The following is a 14,292-nucleotide window of genomic DNA, read 5'->3' as shown; positions in this document are numbered from 1 at the left end:
GGACTCTGTTGTTCGAGGCGCTCGCAAAGACGACCATCAGGTATCGCTTACAAACACCGATGAATGAAGGACACCTGATGAAAAGTTGCCTGGCTCCGGATTCCAATCCCACCCAACCTGCGCATGCCCTGCCAGCAGGTGCCTGGGACGCACACTGCCATGTGTTCGGCCCTGCCGCTCAGTTCCCTTATACCGCCGACCGCAGCTACACCCCACCCGACGCTCCTTTTGAAACCCTGCGAGCGTTGCACGATCATCTGGGATTCAGCCGTGGCGTGATCGTCCAGGCCAGCTGTCACGGCAGTGATAACCGAGCGATGCTCGATGCCATTGCCCGCAGTGAGGGACGTTATCGCGGCGTGGCTATTGTCGACGGCAGCGAAACCGACGCCCAACTCGCCGAGATGGATGCCGGGGGCGTGCGCGGGGTTCGTTTCAATTTTGTTGCACACCTGGGTGGCGCACCCGATCTGGATGTTTTTGATCGCACCATCGAACGGCTCGCGCCGCTGGGCTGGCATGTGGTGTTGCATCTCGATGCTCAGGACATCCTGACTTACGTCGACCGCCTGGAACGTATTCCCGTGCCATTCATCATCGATCACATGGGTCGGGTCAATGCTCAGGACGGTATCGAACAATCATCTTTCCTGGCCCTGCTCGACCTTATGGAAAATCCCCTGGCCTGGGTCAAAGTCTGCGGGGCCGAGCGCGTGTCGATCGGTCGTCGGCCATTCGATGACGCAATTCCCTTCGCCGAACGACTGATCCAGGTAGCACCGGATCGCGTGCTGTGGGGCACCGATTGGCCACATCCCAATATTAGCAAAGACATGCCCAACGACGGTGGTCTGGTGGATCTGATGTTCCGCTTCTGCACCGACCCGGTATTGCGCCAAAAGCTATTGATTGATAACCCGCTGAAATTGTACGGACGCTGACAGCAGGCCCCTTTGCCACACCTCCAACAATAAGATGGCAGCGAGTAAACCTTATGAACCCTATCCATGTGCCCGCTCAGGTCGAGACACCGACCAGCGCTAACGTAAAAACCAAACAACCCTTTTACCGTGCGATGTATTTTCAGGTCCTGCTGGGAATCATCGTCGGTGTGCTGGTCGGTCACTTCTGGCCTGACTTCGCCGCTGACCTCAAACCCTTGGGCGATGCGTTCATCAAACTGATCAAGATGATCATCGGTCCCGTGGTTTTCTGTACGGTAGTGACCGGCATCGCCGGCATGCGGGATTTGAAGAAGGTCGGCCGTGTCGGCGGCAAGGCATTGTTGTATTTCGAAGTCATTTCGACGGTCTCGCTACTGATCGGGTTGATCGGTGGCCATCTGTTCAATCCCGGCGGTGGCTTCAACGTTGACGTCAACACGCTCGATGCCAAGGCAGTGACGGGCTTTGCGGAAAAAGCCCAGCACCTGCACATGGTCGATTTCCTCATGGGCATCATCCCCACCACCTTCACCCAGGCGTTCACCGAGGGCAACGTACTGTGCATCTTGCTGGTATCGGTGCTGTTCGGTTGCGCGCTGTCAGCCATGGGGGAGAAAGGCAAGCCGGTGTACGACATCGTCGAGGGCCTGTCGGGTGTTTTTTTCCGCATTGTGCACATCATCGCCAAACTGTCGGCCATTGGCGCCTTTGGTGCCATAGCGTTCACCGTCGGCACTTACGGGGTCGAGTCGCTGCTGCCGCTGCTTAAATTGATCGGCAGCTTCTACTTGCTGTGCATCTTCTTCGTGGTTGTCATCCTCGGCGGGGTCGCACGGGTTTGCGGCTTCAGCATTCTGCGCTTCCTCGCCTATATCAAAGAGGAACTGCTAGTGGTGCTGGGCACCAGTTCCTCAGAAGTGGTGCTGCCACAAATCATGGACAAAATGGAACGCCTGGGCTGTTCCAAACCCGTCGTGGGCCTGGTGATCCCGACCGGTTATTCCTTCAACCTGGACGGCACCAACATCTACCTGACGATGGCGGTGTTGTTCATTGCCCAGGCGTTGAATATCGACTTGACCCTGTCACAGCAATTGACCCTGGTGATCGTGGCGATGCTGACGTCCAAGGGTGCCAGCGGAGTGTCCGGCGCAGCGTTCGTGATGTTGACCAGCACCTTGATGGTGATACCGATCGTGCCCGTCGCCGGCATGGTGTTGATTCTCGGCATCCACCGCTTCATGGGCACAGGGCTGGCCATGACCAACCTGGTGGGCAACGGTGTAGCGACCTTGGTGGTTTCCGCCTGGGAAAAAGAACTGGACCGCAAAAAACTGGCTCAAGAGCTGGGCTGCAAGGCTTAACACTCTCCCCCTAACAACTTCAATCGAGTGCCTGTTCGGTCCAGTACCGAACAGCGACTCGTCGTGTCAGGAAAATAATAAAAATGAACCGTACTCTGTCTATCGCATTGTTCGTACCTGGTGTCTGCTGGAGCATGTCCTCGATGGCCGCAGGCTTTATCGAGGACAGCAAGGCAAGTCTCGAAGCACGTAATTTCTACTACAACGGCGACTTCCGGGATGGCGTCGGTGTGTCCAAACGGGATGAATGGGCACAAGGGTTTTTGCTCAATTACGCGTCCGGTTTTACCCAAGGGACCGTTGGATTCGGGATCGATGCGCTGGGATACGCCGGCTATCAACTGGACTCCAGCCCGGACCGTACCGGCAGCGGCCTGTTACCCCGACGGGCCTCCGGTGAAGCCGCTGACGAATACTCCAAGGGTGGTGTGGCGGCCAAAGTCAGGCTCTCGAAAACAACCCTGAACTACGGCATTGCACTGCCCAAAGTGCCCGTGCTGCAATTCAATGGCAGTCGGCTATTTCCCCAGACATTCCAGGGTACTCAGATCAGCTCCAGCGAAATCGAACATCTGACGGTGAACTTCGCTCAGTTCGATAAAACCGTCACCCCGGACTCTACCGATAAACGTGACATCGGCATTGCGACCAAGGACGGGCGTTATCGAGCTACCGGCGTCGGAGACCACTTCCGTTATGGCGGCGGCAGTTATCAACTCACGCCGACACTGACCGGGAGCTATTACTACGGCGCACTGGATGATGTGTATCGCCAGCAATTCGTTGGACTGGTGCACACCACGCGTCTTGGAAAAGGCAAAATGACCACCGATGTACGCGCCTTCTCCAGCCGCGATATCGGCGCCGCAAAAGCTGGCGAGGTCGATAACCGGGCCTACTCCGCCGCAGTGGGCTACAACCTCGATAGCGGCCACAGCGTGCTGGCAACCTATCAAGTCATGAAAGGTGCCACCGGTTTTCCCTATATCAACAACCCCTACTTACCCAACTATGTGCAATACCATGACTTCGGTAGCGCCGGCGAACGCAGCTGGCAATTGCGCTACGGTTACAACTTCGCGCCGATGGGCATTCCTGGCCTGACCTTTTTCACGGCCTACATACGAGGGACAGGGCTGGACAAACCGGGCGCAGAAAAGGAATGGGAGCGCGACATCGATGTGACCTACGCTTTTCAAGACGTGCTGAAAGGCTTTTCTGTCCGCTGGCGCAACGCAACCTACCGCAGCGATGACGGCCGCGACATTGATGAAAACCGGTTGATCGCCAGTTACTCGTTTTCTTTGTTTTAAATAACTCACAAAAAAAGCCCGACGCTAGCGTCGGGCAAATGTGCACCAGGCAGAGAGCCATTCCTTTTGGTTCAGCCGGGCTACTAGCCGTTATCCCTCACCGAATCTGGTACTTCGATGCAAGCCGACCCACACGGCTTAACGGCTAAACTCAATAATCAAATCAAACCATCATCACTTCGCAAGCCAGGCATTGAAGCGTTCGTTCAGCTCATCGGCATGATCACCCCACCACTGCGAGTCCACCTGTAATGCTGTCGCAAAGTTGGCTGAATCTGTCGGCATACTCGACTTCATATCAGCGTGAACCAGCGGTTGGGACGACTTGCGTGTAGGCCCATAAGCGATGTACTGACTCTGGTCAGCCATAACCTGAGTCGAGGTTGCGAAACGCAGGAAGTCCATGGCCTTGGCTTTATTGGGTGCACCCACCGGCACGGCCCACACATCGATGTCGTACATCTGGCCGTCCCAGATGATTTTGAATGGCTGTTTTTCTTTCGTCTGTGCGGCCCAAATCCTGCCATTCCAGGCGGAGGTCATCGTGACCTGACCGTCAGCCAGCAACTGTGGGGGTTGAGCGCCAGCCTCCCACCAGATCACTTGGCTCTTGATAGAGTCGAGCTTGTGGAAAGCCCTCTCAAGCCCCTTATCAGTCTCAAGTGTTGCGTATACCTGATCACGAGGAACACCATCCGCTAACAAAGCCCACTCGAGGTTCGCCTGGGGAGCTTTACGCAGGCCACGCTTGCCGGGATATTTTTTGAGGTCAAAGAAATCAGCCAGAGTTGTCGGTGGCGGCCCTTTAAAGGCATTGGTGTTGTAGGCCACCGCCGTGCTCCAGATGTAGGCACCGACCCCACAATCATTAAGCGAACCCGGAAGAAAATCCTTCGCCGTGGAGCCATCAGGCGCGGCGTCGAGATCTTTCGCCGGGTTGATGCGCACTAGCAAACCGGCATTACATGCACGCACAGCATCTGGCATTTCCATGTCGATCACATCCCAGGCAACTTTTTTCGACTCAACCTGAGCTTTGAGTTGGGCGATACCTCCCGAATAATCTTCGGTGCGAATCTTGACGCCTGTTTTATCTGCATAGGGTTTGATCGCAGCCTGCTGCTGAGCCGCCGCGATACTCCCACCATAAGTGACAACCGTTAGGTTCTCCTCCGCCAATACGGCGAAAGAGGCCAAACCAGAGACGAGGACTAACGCTAATTTTTTCATGATGCTCCCGATAGATTTCTAGTAAGGAAGGCAGTGTGTTCATCGAGTTCGTTATTGTTCTGTTCCACGCATCGCACTAGTAACGCTTCGGTCGCTCAATCGCGTAGCGACTCTTTCTCCTCTACATGCTGGTGTAGTTGGGCCCCCCGCCTCCCTCGGGTGCACGCCAAACGATGTTCTGACTGGGGTCCTTGATGTCACAGGTTTTGCAGTGCAGACAGTTCTGCGCATTGATTTGAAATCGGCTCGCCGCCCCTTCCTGCACAATCTCGTACACACCGGCAGGACAGTACCGTTGCGCAGGCTCGGCAAAGGTGGGCAAGTTAAAAGCGATGGGTATTGAGGAGTCCCTGAGCGTCAGATGACAGGGCTGATCTTCTTCATGGTTCGTGTTCGACAGATAGACCGAAGAGGTCTTATCGAAACTCAGGACGTTATCGGGTTTCGGGTAGTGAATGACCGAAGCGCTATCGGCAGGATCCATGGTCGAGTAGTCGGGGCGTTTGTCATGGAACGTCCAGGGCAATTTCCCTTTCAACAAGTTCAGATCGACCCAGGCGTAGGCGGCCCCGATCAGATTGCCGAACCTGTGCATGGCGGGTCCGAAATTACGCTGTTGGTAAAGCTCGTCGTAAATGGACGATGCCCTGAATTTTCCCTCATACGCCGATAGATCCTGGCCAGCCGCCTCATTGACAGCAAACGCCTCGAAGATGGTTTCAGCCGCCAGCAGCCCGGACTTCATAGCCGTGTGGGAGCCTTTGATCTTGGCGAAATTCAAGGTGCCGGCATCACACCCAATCAGCAGGCCACCTGGGAAGTGCATCTTCGGCAAAGACTGAAGCCCGCCTTTCGCAATGGCACGGGCGCCGTAGCTGATGCGCGAGCCACCGCGCAGATACTGCTCGTAAAGCGGGTGATGCTTGAGTTGTTGAAGCTCATCAAACGGCGACAGGTAAGGATTGCGATAGTTGAGATCCACGACCTGCCCGATCACCACCGTACCGTCCTCCAGGTGATACATGAAGGCGCCGCCCTGCGTGCCACTCTGGGTCAATGGCCATCCAGTGCTATGAATCACAAGCCCGGGAACATGCTGCTCAGCGGGAATTTCCCAGACTTCCTTGATACCCAATCCGTAGTGTTGAGGATCGGAATCGGCATCGAGTTGATACTTGCTGATCAGCTGCTTGCCCAAGTGCCCGCGACAGCCTTCCGCGAAGACAGTCTGCTTACCGATCAGCTCGATACCCGGCGTGAAACCGCCTTTCTGTTCTCCGCTCCGACCTACACCCATGTCTGCGGTCACAACGCCTCTGACCCTACCCTCCTCGTCGTACAGAACATCGGAAGCAGGAAAGCCTGGAAACACATCGACGCCCAGAGCCTCCGCTTGCTGGCCTAACCAACGACAAACGTTGCCGAGGCTGACGATGTAGTTGCCTTCGTTGTGCATCGTGCTGGGAGCGAATACCCCGGGAACCCGAATTGAAAGGCTCGAGGATGACAGATAGAAAATTTCGTCTGACTGCACCGGGGTGTTCAGTGGCGCCCCCATGTTTCGCCAGTCAGGAAATAATTCATTGAGCGCGGTGGGTTCAAATACAGCACCGGACATGATGTGCGCACCGACCTCTGCGCCTTTTTCAACGAGACATACCGTCAGCTCCCGTCCTTCTGCGATCGCCAGCTGACGCAGGCGAATGGCGGCAGATAGCCCGGCAGGCCCTCCACCCACTACGACGACATCGAATTCCATAGCCTCGCGTTGCATCAAAACCTCCACAGGCATCGAACATAGCCTCTGGAGCCCATCGTACGAGCGGCTTATCTGCTACAACAAACGATGTATCAGTCGCTTATTAATAAGTTGAGCTAATCCATGAGTGACCACTTGGAGGCTCGACAACCCGTCACCCGTTCACCGCGAGCGATTCCAGAAAGGTCTCCAAAACCAAATGGGGACGGCGACCTTTTCGAGTGACAGAAGCCAGCGTCAGATCGTAAAAACAGGAATAGGGTTTCAGCGCTCTGAGCCTTCCTTCTGCAACCCAACTACGCGCGTAATGGTCGGGCAGGTAGCCGATGTACTGGCCGGTGAGAATCAGGAAAGCCATCCCTTCCCGATCCGATGCGCTGGCAGTGCACTTCAGCGCTTGATAGTGCTCCTGGATGGTTGCAGGTAAGCGGAATGTCGGGGCTATGGCGTCCTGCTCCTGGATACGCTGCTCACTCAAATCCAGATCCTTGAGGAAAAACAAAGGATGGCCAACACCGCAATAGAGCTGAGAACGTTCGCTATACAGCGGCTGATATTCAAGACCTGAAAGCGCACCGACTTGCGGGATGACGCCAACGTGCAGGCGACCATCCAGCACGCCTTGCTCAACCTCACCAGGTGTACTCATTCGAATTTGAATCTGAACGTCAGGTCCTTTTTTCTTTAGAGAAGCCAGTGCGTCCGTGACGCGCATGTGAGGCATCGTTACCAGGTTGTCCGTCAAGCCTATGATCAACTCGCCCCGAAGGTGACTGTGTATCCCGTTGACTTCGCTTCGAAATCCCTCCATTGCCGACAACAACCGTAAACACGCCTCGTACACCTGCTGCCCATCCTCCGTCAGGGAGAACCCGGCTCGCCCTCTCTGGCATAACCGTAAGCCTAATCGCTGTTCAAGCTCTGTCATTTGCTGGCTGATTGCTGACCTGCCAACTCCGAGAACGCTCTCGGCAACGGAGAACCCACCGCACTCCACGACACTCCGAAAAATCTTGAGCATTCGAATATCAAAATCAGTGACTTGAGCAACGGGATTGGGACGGCGCGCCTTCATAGTTTAGGTAACCTGAAACCAAAGGTATCGAAAGGTATGTTTTACCGAATCTAAGCGCGTGTCAGTTTCTAGGCAAGCCTTGAATTCGCATTCAGGACGCTCAACAGGACAACTCTCCGATTGACCACGATGAGTATCTCTCCACGAGGACCACTGCTCATGAACACACAACAGGCTCACGAACGTTCCTTGGCCAGCCAGCTGAAACTGGATTCACACTGGATGCCGTTCTCCTCGAATCGCAACTTTCAGCGTGACCCACGGTTCATCGTCTCTGCTCAAGGCAGCTGGCTGACAGACTCCGAAGGCCGAAAGGTCTACGACAGTCTTTCAGGCCTGTGGACCTGCGGTGCAGGCCATTCGCGCAAAGAAATCCAGGAAGCCGTAGCCCTCCAGTTGGGCACGCTCGATTACTCGCCCGCCTTCCAATATGGCCACCCGTTATCGTTCATGCTGTCCGAGCGTGTCGCTGACCTCATGCCCGGCGATCTCAATCATGTGTTCTATACCAACTCGGGCTCCGAGTGCGTAGACACCGCAGTAAAAATGGCCCGGGCGTACTGGCGTCTGAAAGGTCAGTCGACCAAGACCAAAATGATCGGCCGGGCACGTGGATACCACGGCGTGAACATCGCTGGCACCAGCCTGGGTGGCATCGGTGGCAACCGTAAGATGTTCGGTCAATTGATGGATGTCGACCACCTGCCCCACACGTTGCAGGCGGGATTGGCCTTCACCAAAGGAATGGCGGAAACCGGTGGTGTGGAACTGGCAAATGAGCTGCTGAAACTCATTGAATTGCATGACGCGACGAATATCGCAGCGGTTATTGTCGAGCCTATGTCGGGCTCCGCAGGTGCCATCGTTCCTCCCAAAGGTTATTTGCAGCGCCTTCGCGAGATCTGCACTCAACACAATATTCTGTTGATTTTCGACGAAGTGATCACCGCGTTCGGGCGGATGGGCACCTGGAGCGGCGCGGAGTACTTCGACGTGAAGCCGGACATCATGAACGTGGCCAAACAGATCACCAACGGCGCTATTCCAATGGGAGCGGTGATCGCATCCAGCGAGATCTACCAAACCTTTATGAGTCAGGCGAGCCCTGAATACGCGGTCGAATTCGGCCATGGCTACACCTACTCGGCGCACCCGGTTGCCTGCGCTGCTGCCCTCGCAACACTGGATCTGTTGGAGAAGGAAAACCTCATTCAGCAATCCGCTGACCTCGCGCCGCATTTCGAACGCACATTACACGGCGTCAAGGGCGCCAAACACATCGTTGACATCCGCAACTGCGGTCTTGCTGGTGCCATTCAAATCGCACCGCGCGGAGGCGATGCAATTGTGCGTCCGTTCGAAGCTGGCATGGCGCTCTGGAAGGCGGGTTTCTATGTGCGCTTCGGTGGCGACACCCTCCAGTTCGGGCCGACCTTCAACGCTAAGCCTGAAGATCTTGACCGGATGTTTGACGCTGTCGGTGAAGCCTTGAACCACATCGACTGAAGTGCCCGCCCTGCGCGCTGGCGGGTCGACTCGCCAGCACCACTTTTTATTTTACACTCTCGAGGTCTCCATCAATGAGCATCATTCATCACCTGATCAATGGCGAACGTACCGCCAGCGCCGGTCGCACTGCGGACGTGTTCAACCCTTCCACGGGCGAGGTCATCCACCAGGTTTTACTCGCGGATCACGCCACCGTTCAATACGCCATTGACGCAGCGACAGCCGCTTTTCCTGCATGGCGCAAGACACCGGCCGCCAAGCGTGCTCAGGTCATGTTTCGCTTCAAGCAATTGTTGGAACAGAACGAAGCCAAAATCGCGCAGATGATCAGCGAAGAGCACGGCAAAACCATTGAAGATGCCACCGGAGAACTCAAACGCGGGATCGAGAACGTTGAGTTTGCGTGTGCCGCCCCGGAAATCCTGAAAGGTGAATTCAGCCGCAACGCGGGGCCGAACATCGATGCCTGGAGCGACTTCCAACCCGTCGGAGTGGTGGCCGGTATTACGCCGTTCAACTTTCCGGCGATGGTTCCACTCTGGATGTATCCGTTGGCCATCGTGTGCGGCAACTGCTTCATCCTCAAGCCTTCGGAGCGCGACCCAAGCTCTACCCTTTACATTGCAGAGTTGCTGATAGAAGCGGGTTTGCCTAAAGGGGTGATGAGCGTAGTTCACGGCGATAAAGAAGCGGTCGATGCGTTGATCGAGGCGCCGGAAGTGAAAGCATTGAGCTTCGTAGGGTCGACGCCTATTGCTGAATACATCTACGCCGAAGGCACCAAACGCGGCAAGCGTGTCCAGGCCTTGGGCGGCGCTAAAAACCATGCGGTGCTCATGCCGGACGCTGACCTGAACAATGCCGTTAGCGCCCTGATGGGGGCGGCTTACGGCTCCTGCGGCGAACGCTGCATGGCGATTTCTGTCGCCGTATGCGTCGGCGATCAAATCGCCGATGCGCTGATCGAAAAATTGGTGCCCCAGATCCAGGCGCTGAAAATCGGCGCCGGCACTACCTGCGGCCTTGATATGGGCCCACTGATCACCAGCGCACACAGGGAAAAAGTGAAGAGCTACGTGGATGAAGGCGTTGAATCGGGAGCAGCACTGGTGGTCGACGGGCGTGGACTCCAGGTGACCAACAACGAAAATGGATTCTTCCTGGGCGGATGTCTGTTCGACCGCGTTACGCCAGAAATGCGGATCTACAAGGAGGAGATTTTTGGCCCCGTACTGTGCATCGTGCGAGTCGCGAGCCTGGAAGCAGCCATGCAACTCATCAATGATCACGAGTATGGCAACGGTACCTGCATCTTCACCCGTGACGGAGAAGCTGCCCGCCTGTTCTGTGACGAAATCGAAGTCGGCATGGTGGGTGTGAATGTTCCGCTACCGGTTCCGGTGGCGTACCACAGCTTTGGCGGCTGGAAGCGCTCGCTGTTTGGCGATCTTCATGCGTATGGTCCGGATGGTGTTCGTTTCTACACGCGTCGCAAGGCGATCACACAGCGCTGGCCACAACGTGCCAGCCATGAGGCTGCGCAGTTCGCGTTTCCAAGTAACAGTTAAGGGAAAGGAGCCCGCCTATGGCGGGCTCCTGACTCCCCACCCAGTCCGCAGAGATTAACGAAGCTCCGACTCCAGCCAAGTGCAAAAGGCTTGTGCAGCCCCTGATAGCGGCTTGTTGTGCGGCTTCAGCAAGTAGAACCCGGCAAGACACTCAATGCTCTGATCGAGCGGCGACACGAGCTGTCCACGCAGCCTGGATTTCTCCACGAGTTCCTCGTTAAGCAGACACACGCCTGCGTTTTCAATGGCCATGCTCGCCGCGATTGCGTAACTGTCGACGTAGAAACGCTGATAGTTTTCTGCCTCACCTTGCGGGTAAGTAGCCAACCAGTCGCTCCAGCCATTGGGTGTGCCCAACACATCGATCAAGGGCAGGCTGAGCAATCCCCCGGCACTTCGAAGTTTGGCAGCAACGTCCAGTGAGCAGTACGGTTTCAGCTCAGTCGAGAGCAGCTGTTGGATGTCGTACTGCTGCCAATTACCCGCACCATAGCGAATCTCCAGCTCTGCGCTGGAAGGTGGCGCATCCGCCTCCCAGTTAACACCGTACATGCGAAGAGAAATTTGCGGATACAGCTCAGCAAAGCGTTCCATGCGGGGGGCGAGCCACAGCTGCGCAAAAGAGTTGTTGACGCTCAATTCAAGTACGCCTTGGGCGACCGAGCTGAAGATGTTGTTCATCCCTTGGTGCATATGCCAAAGGCCTTCCCGGACCACTGCCAAATACGCCCGCCCCGATACGGTCAGCTGGATCGAACGTGTTTGCCTCAAAAAAAGTGCCTTGCCCAGTTTGTGTTCGAGCAGTTTTATCTGCTGGCTGACCGCCGACTGGCTCATGTTCAGTTCAATCGCCGCAGCCGAAAAGCTCAAATGTCGCCCGACTGATTCAAACGTCCGAAGCCAGTTGAGCTGAAGATTGGTCAACGACATTGCGGCACCCCGGCATAAGCCCTACTTATAAATGACACTGGTATACATCGTTTGTAGTGCCATCTCAAGCGCCTTAGCATCGAATCCAGACGCCCGGAGCCCCGGCGAATCATGTCTCCAATAGACCCGTCAAAGGATCCCCCCGAGATGAAATCGGAAGCCAAAGTTTTAGTGATTGGTGGTGGTATTACTGGTGTGAGCACGCTTTACCATCTGGCCAAATCCGGCTGGACGGATGTCATGCTGGTGGAGAGGCTTGAACTGACATCTGGATCAACCTGGCACGCCGCGGGCAACCTTCCTTCGTTCAGCACCAGTCTGAACATCATGAAGCTTCAGAAAAACAGCATCGAGCTGTATCAACAACTCGCGGAACAGACCGGTCAATCGGTCGGTCACCATCAAACAGGTTCGATCCGGCTTGCGCATACCAAGGAACGTCTGGATGAGTTCAAACGGGTGGCAGGCCTGGCTACGCTTGCCGGCTTGAATGGCGTCGAAGTGGTCGACAATGAGCGCCTGAAGGAACTGCATCCCTTCCTGGACACCACCGGGTTGCTGGGTGGGCTTTGGGACCCGTATGACGGTCATATCGACCCGACCAGCGTGACCAATGCCATGGCTCAATTGGCCCGTGGTTACGGCGCTACCATCGTTCGGCACAATCCAGTCACCGCGATTACTCAGCTCGCCGACAAAAAATGGAAAGTGACGACCGAGCAAGGCGTTATTCACGCAGACATTATCGTCAACGCTGCAGGGTTCAGAGCGAACGAAGTGGCCGCGATGATCGGCCATCAGTTCCCAATCTGTTCACTGGAACATCAGTATCTGGTCACCGACAATATTCCAGCCCTGGTGGACAGACCCAACCACCTTCCCCTGCTTCGCGATCCCGATATTTCCTACTACCTTCGCCAGGAAGGGAAAGGACTGATACTCGGCCCCTACGAGCGCGAGCCGGTGGCTTGGGCAGTCGATGGCGTTCCAGCGACGTTCGGTCAGGAACTTCTGCAACCCGAACTGAACCGTCTCGAAGAAATCATCGGTTCAGCGATGGAACAGGTGGGCATCATCGGTGACGGCGGGATCAAGACCGTGGTCAACGGCCCTATCGTGTACACCCCGGACGGCCTTCCCCTGCTCGGCCCCGTGCACGGTTACGACAACTACTTCGCTTGCGCAGGGTTCAGTTTCGGGATCACTCAGGGTGGCGGCGCGGGGCGTTATCTTGCTCAGTGGATCATCGACGGCCACCCTGAGGTTGAACTTTGGGAGCTGGATTCCCGACGCTTTGGTAGCTACGCGAACCTTTCCTACACAGTCACTAAATCGCTTGAGCTGTACGCCAACGAATACCAACTAAGCTGCCCGAACGAATACGCGATGCGCCCGGCGTGCCGCGAAGTCAAGACCACGCCGATTTACGAAATACTCAAACACAAGAATGCCGTGTTCGGCGCTTATTACGGCTGGGAGCGTGCCAGCTGGTTTGCACAATCTGCCAATGCCCCTGTCGAGAACTTCAGCTACAGCCGGGGCAATTGGGATGCAGCAGTCCGGTCGGAATGTGAAGCGGTGCAAAATCGCGTGGGTATCCTCGATCTGAGTGCCTTCACAAAATTCGAGATTTCTGGAAAGGATGCTCGTTCATTTCTGGATCGGATCAGCCCCAACCAGGTTCCTGCTAAATGCGGGGATGTAGCTCTCGCCCATGTTCTTACCCCATCAGGAAGCGTGGCGTGGGAATTTTCCATGACGCTCCTCGAAAGCGGCGCGTTTTACCTGATGTGCCCGGCGGCCTGTGAACTGCTGATTGAAGATTGGCTGCGGCAACGGGCAACGAAGTACGCAGATATCTCCATCGCGAATATCACCAGGGACTGGGGCACGCTCATCCTGGCTGGCCCTAAAGCACGAGAAGTGCTGTCAAAACTCACCGACGCCGACCTAAGTAACGAAGCATTCCCCTGGTTCACCGGCCAGGAGATCCAGGTTGTTGGCGCTCCCGTACGCGCGTTGCGGATGAACTTTGTCGGCGAATTGGGATGGGAACTCCACCATCCACTTCAACACCAGCAGGCACTTTACGAAGCCCTCGTTTGGGCGGGTGAGGCGCATGAGATCGTCGACTTCGGGCTGCGGGCCATGGACTCGATGCGCATCGAAAAGGGCTATCAGATCTGGGGTCGCGAGCTGACAACCGAGTACTCGGCACTGGCGGCCAACATGGGCTACTTCATCAAGACCGATAAAGGCGATTTTGAAGGGCGTGCGGCAGTGCTGGCAGAAAAAGAGCAGCCGAGTGGCCATCGTCTCGTGCTGATGGAAGTGCAAGCGGGCCCTGCTGACGCATTGGGTAGCGAGCCAATTTTCCATCAAGGGAAACTGGTAGGGCTTACAACATCGGGAGCCTATGGTTATCGCGTTCAAAAGAGTTTGGCCATGGGCTTTATCAAGCGCGAACTTGCGACCCTGGACACTGAACTCACCATCAAAATTCTGGGCGAAGAGCGCCCTGCGAAAGTCGTTCGCGGATGCCTCTACGATCCTAAGGGCGAACGCCTCAAATCTTGATTATGCAACTGCCTCCATGGAAG

General features: G+C 55.9%; 10 protein-coding genes. 6 read left to right on the top strand and 4 right to left on the bottom strand.

What is annotated here, in order from left to right:
- Positions 1-77: 77 nt before the first annotated feature.
- The 3 genes from KGB18_RS07725 (at position 78) to KGB18_RS07715 (ending at position 3,621) form a co-directional block, all read left to right on the top strand.
- Positions 78-941: an amidohydrolase family protein gene (locus tag KGB18_RS07725; protein WP_223569638.1), complete on the top strand. Its 864-nt coding sequence runs from the start codon at positions 78-80 to the stop codon at positions 939-941.
- A 53-nt stretch (positions 942-994) separates the two neighbouring features.
- Entirely contained in the window at positions 995-2,308 is a 1,314-nt protein-coding gene (locus tag KGB18_RS07720) for a dicarboxylate/amino acid:cation symporter (protein ID WP_123722742.1), read from the top strand.
- An 83-nt stretch (positions 2,309-2,391) separates the two neighbouring features.
- A complete protein-coding gene (locus KGB18_RS07715) occupies positions 2,392-3,621 on the top strand; it encodes an OprD family porin (protein ID WP_123722743.1) in 1,230 nt (409 codons plus the stop codon).
- Between the two features lie 174 nt (positions 3,622-3,795).
- On the opposite strand, the gene KGB18_RS07710 is transcribed toward KGB18_RS07715, so the two are convergent.
- From KGB18_RS07710 to KGB18_RS07700, 3 genes are all read right to left on the bottom strand, one after another.
- Positions 3,796-4,851: an ABC transporter substrate-binding protein gene (locus tag KGB18_RS07710; RefSeq protein ID WP_123722744.1), complete on the bottom strand. Its 1,056-nt coding sequence runs from the start codon at positions 4,849-4,851 to the stop codon at positions 3,796-3,798.
- Positions 4,852-4,972: 121 nt separating this feature from the next.
- Positions 4,973-6,625 carry an electron transfer flavoprotein-ubiquinone oxidoreductase gene (locus tag KGB18_RS07705; protein ID WP_123722745.1) on the bottom strand — a complete coding sequence of 551 codons (1,653 nt, stop codon included), beginning with the start codon at positions 6,623-6,625 and terminating at the stop codon, positions 4,973-4,975.
- Between the two features lie 139 nt (positions 6,626-6,764).
- Positions 6,765-7,685, bottom strand: a complete 921-nt coding sequence (locus tag KGB18_RS07700) for a LysR family transcriptional regulator (protein WP_223569637.1) — start codon at positions 7,683-7,685, stop codon at positions 6,765-6,767.
- Positions 7,686-7,844: 159 nt separating this feature from the next.
- Between KGB18_RS07700 and KGB18_RS07695 the strand changes: the two genes are divergently transcribed.
- Both KGB18_RS07695 and KGB18_RS07690 read left to right on the top strand, forming a co-directional pair.
- Positions 7,845-9,191 carry an aspartate aminotransferase family protein gene (locus KGB18_RS07695; RefSeq protein WP_223569636.1) on the top strand — a complete coding sequence of 449 codons (1,347 nt, stop codon included), beginning with the start codon at positions 7,845-7,847 and terminating at the stop codon, positions 9,189-9,191.
- Between the two features lie 74 nt (positions 9,192-9,265).
- The gene (locus KGB18_RS07690) at positions 9,266-10,762 is read left to right on the top strand and encodes a CoA-acylating methylmalonate-semialdehyde dehydrogenase (RefSeq protein ID WP_223569635.1); all 1,497 of its coding nucleotides are present in this window, start codon (positions 9,266-9,268) and stop codon (positions 10,760-10,762) included.
- A 54-nt stretch (positions 10,763-10,816) separates the two neighbouring features.
- Here KGB18_RS07690 and KGB18_RS07685 read toward each other — a convergent pair whose 3' ends face one another.
- Positions 10,817-11,692: a LysR family transcriptional regulator gene (locus KGB18_RS07685; protein WP_108215547.1), complete on the bottom strand. Its 876-nt coding sequence runs from the start codon at positions 11,690-11,692 to the stop codon at positions 10,817-10,819.
- Positions 11,693-11,839: 147 nt separating this feature from the next.
- On the opposite strand from KGB18_RS07685, the gene KGB18_RS07680 reads away from it, so the two are divergent.
- On the top strand, positions 11,840-14,269 hold the full coding sequence (locus KGB18_RS07680) for an FAD-dependent oxidoreductase (protein WP_223569634.1): 2,430 nt from the start codon (positions 11,840-11,842) through the stop codon (positions 14,267-14,269).
- Positions 14,270-14,292: the final 23 nt, after the last annotated feature.

This window comes from Pseudomonas sp. BF-R-26 (assembly GCF_019947395.1).
GTDB lineage: Bacteria > Pseudomonadota > Gammaproteobacteria > Pseudomonadales > Pseudomonadaceae > Aquipseudomonas > Aquipseudomonas farris.
This window is presented reverse-complemented; position numbering and strand designations above follow the sequence as displayed.

Excerpts from the sequence above, each read along its gene's own strand:
- KGB18_RS07680 (WP_223569634.1), top strand. The coding sequence starts at position 11,840 with ATGAAATCGGAAGCCAAAGTTTTAGTGATTGGTGGTGGTATTACTGGT.
- KGB18_RS07685 (WP_108215547.1), bottom strand. The coding sequence starts at position 11,692 with ATGTCGTTGACCAATCTTCAGCTCAACTGGCTTCGGACGTTTGAATCA.
- KGB18_RS07725 (WP_223569638.1), top strand. The coding sequence starts at position 78 with ATGAAAAGTTGCCTGGCTCCGGATTCCAATCCCACCCAACCTGCGCAT.
- KGB18_RS07710 (WP_123722744.1), bottom strand. The coding sequence starts at position 4,851 with ATGAAAAAATTAGCGTTAGTCCTCGTCTCTGGTTTGGCCTCTTTCGCC.
- KGB18_RS07690 (WP_223569635.1), top strand. The coding sequence starts at position 9,266 with ATGAGCATCATTCATCACCTGATCAATGGCGAACGTACCGCCAGCGCC.
- KGB18_RS07700 (WP_223569637.1), bottom strand. The coding sequence starts at position 7,685 with ATGAAGGCGCGCCGTCCCAATCCCGTTGCTCAAGTCACTGATTTTGAT.
- KGB18_RS07715 (WP_123722743.1), top strand. The coding sequence starts at position 2,392 with ATGAACCGTACTCTGTCTATCGCATTGTTCGTACCTGGTGTCTGCTGG.
- KGB18_RS07720 (WP_123722742.1), top strand. The coding sequence starts at position 995 with ATGAACCCTATCCATGTGCCCGCTCAGGTCGAGACACCGACCAGCGCT.
- KGB18_RS07695 (WP_223569636.1), top strand. The coding sequence starts at position 7,845 with ATGAACACACAACAGGCTCACGAACGTTCCTTGGCCAGCCAGCTGAAA.
- KGB18_RS07705 (WP_123722745.1), bottom strand. The coding sequence starts at position 6,625 with ATGCAACGCGAGGCTATGGAATTCGATGTCGTCGTAGTGGGTGGAGGG.